Source organism: Psychrobacter sp. FME6 (assembly GCF_014861365.1).
Taxonomy (GTDB): domain Bacteria; phylum Pseudomonadota; class Gammaproteobacteria; order Pseudomonadales; family Moraxellaceae; genus Psychrobacter.
Genome location: NZ_RRYW01000199.1, coordinates 1 through 1,283, shown reverse-complemented (window position 1 = coordinate 1,283; position 1,283 = coordinate 1). Strand labels below are relative to the sequence as shown.

The window sequence follows — 1,283 nt, the reverse complement described above, 5'->3', positions numbered from 1 at the left end:
CATTGAGCTATGCTGACAAAACCGTACAAGTAAACTTGGTAAACTAAGCGTATTAATCGGAGTTTATCATGACCAAGAAAGTAAGAACCTACAGTGACGAATTTAAAGCCGAAGCTGTCAAGAAGATAGCAGACAACAACGGCAATATTTCAGCGACTGCAAAGCAGCTTGGCATTGCCATGCAAACGCTCTCAAATTGGCATAACAAAGCCAATCAAGGCAAGCTTGTCGGCACAGAGCAATATGATCCTGATCTTATGAGTGCTCTTCAAGAAATAAAGCAGCTCAAACGACAGCTTAAAGTGGCTGAAGAGGAGCGAGAGATACTAAAAAAGGCGACGGCGTACTTTGCCAAGCACAGTTAGTGAAGTACGCCTTTATTAAAGCCAATCAGCAGATATTTAGCATCACCACTATGTGCCGTGTGTTAAGGGTTAAGCCATCAAGCTATTACGACTGGCTAAGTCGTGACATCAGCGACCAACAGATACATCGCAACCAGTCTGAATTACTGGTTAAAGCGGCTCACAATGAAACGAAAGAACGTTATGGCGTAGATCGACTGCATGCTCATCTAAGCGAGCAAGGGCATGACATTAGCCTATATATGGTAAGAAGCATCAAAGAGGAACACGGCATTAAATGTCGTCGTCATAAGCGCTTTAAAGTGACCACCGACTCTAATCACAACAAGCTGGTCTATCCAAACGTACTGGATCAGAAGTTTGATGCCAGTCGCCCTAACCAAGCATGGGTAAGCGATATTACTTATATCTGGACCCATGAGGGCTGGTTGTATTTAGCGGGAGTCAAAGACTTATACACCAAAGAGCTGGTCGGCTATGCTATCAATAAGCGAATGACCGCAGATCTAGTATGCAAAGCATTGAACATGGCCATCAAGAATAAACGACCAAGCAAAGGGCTAATCGTTCACTCTGACAGAGGCAGTCAGTACTGTAGCCACGCGTACCATAAGATCATTAAGCAGCATCAGTTTACAGGTTCAATGAGTAGCAAGGGCAATTGTTTCGACAACGCACCCATAGAAAGCTTCTGGGGCATATTAAAGAATGAGCTGATATACCACCAAGACTATAAAACCAGATTTACGGCGATGACTGACATTCGCCAATATATTGAGCTTTACTATAATCAGACGAGAATTCAAAAGGGTTTGGGCTATAAATCGCCAAGACAGATGTGGTTTGATTATTATCGTCAGGCTGCGTAACTAAAATCTCCCAAGTTTATGTGTACGGATTTGACGGCAGGGGTCACAT

1 protein-coding gene is annotated in these 1,283 nt (G+C 43.4%); it reads left to right on the top strand.

The window, feature by feature from the left end; all coding sequences use genetic code 11:
• Positions 1-68 precede the first annotated feature (68 nt).
• Positions 69-1,234 (top strand): IS3 family transposase gene (locus EI162_RS14200; protein ID WP_192524946.1). Its coding sequence is split into 2 segments (ribosomal slippage): positions 69-327 and positions 327-1,234, totalling 1,167 coding nucleotides; the frame shifts between segments, so codons are not numbered across the junction.
• Positions 1,235-1,283 lie beyond the last annotated feature (49 nt).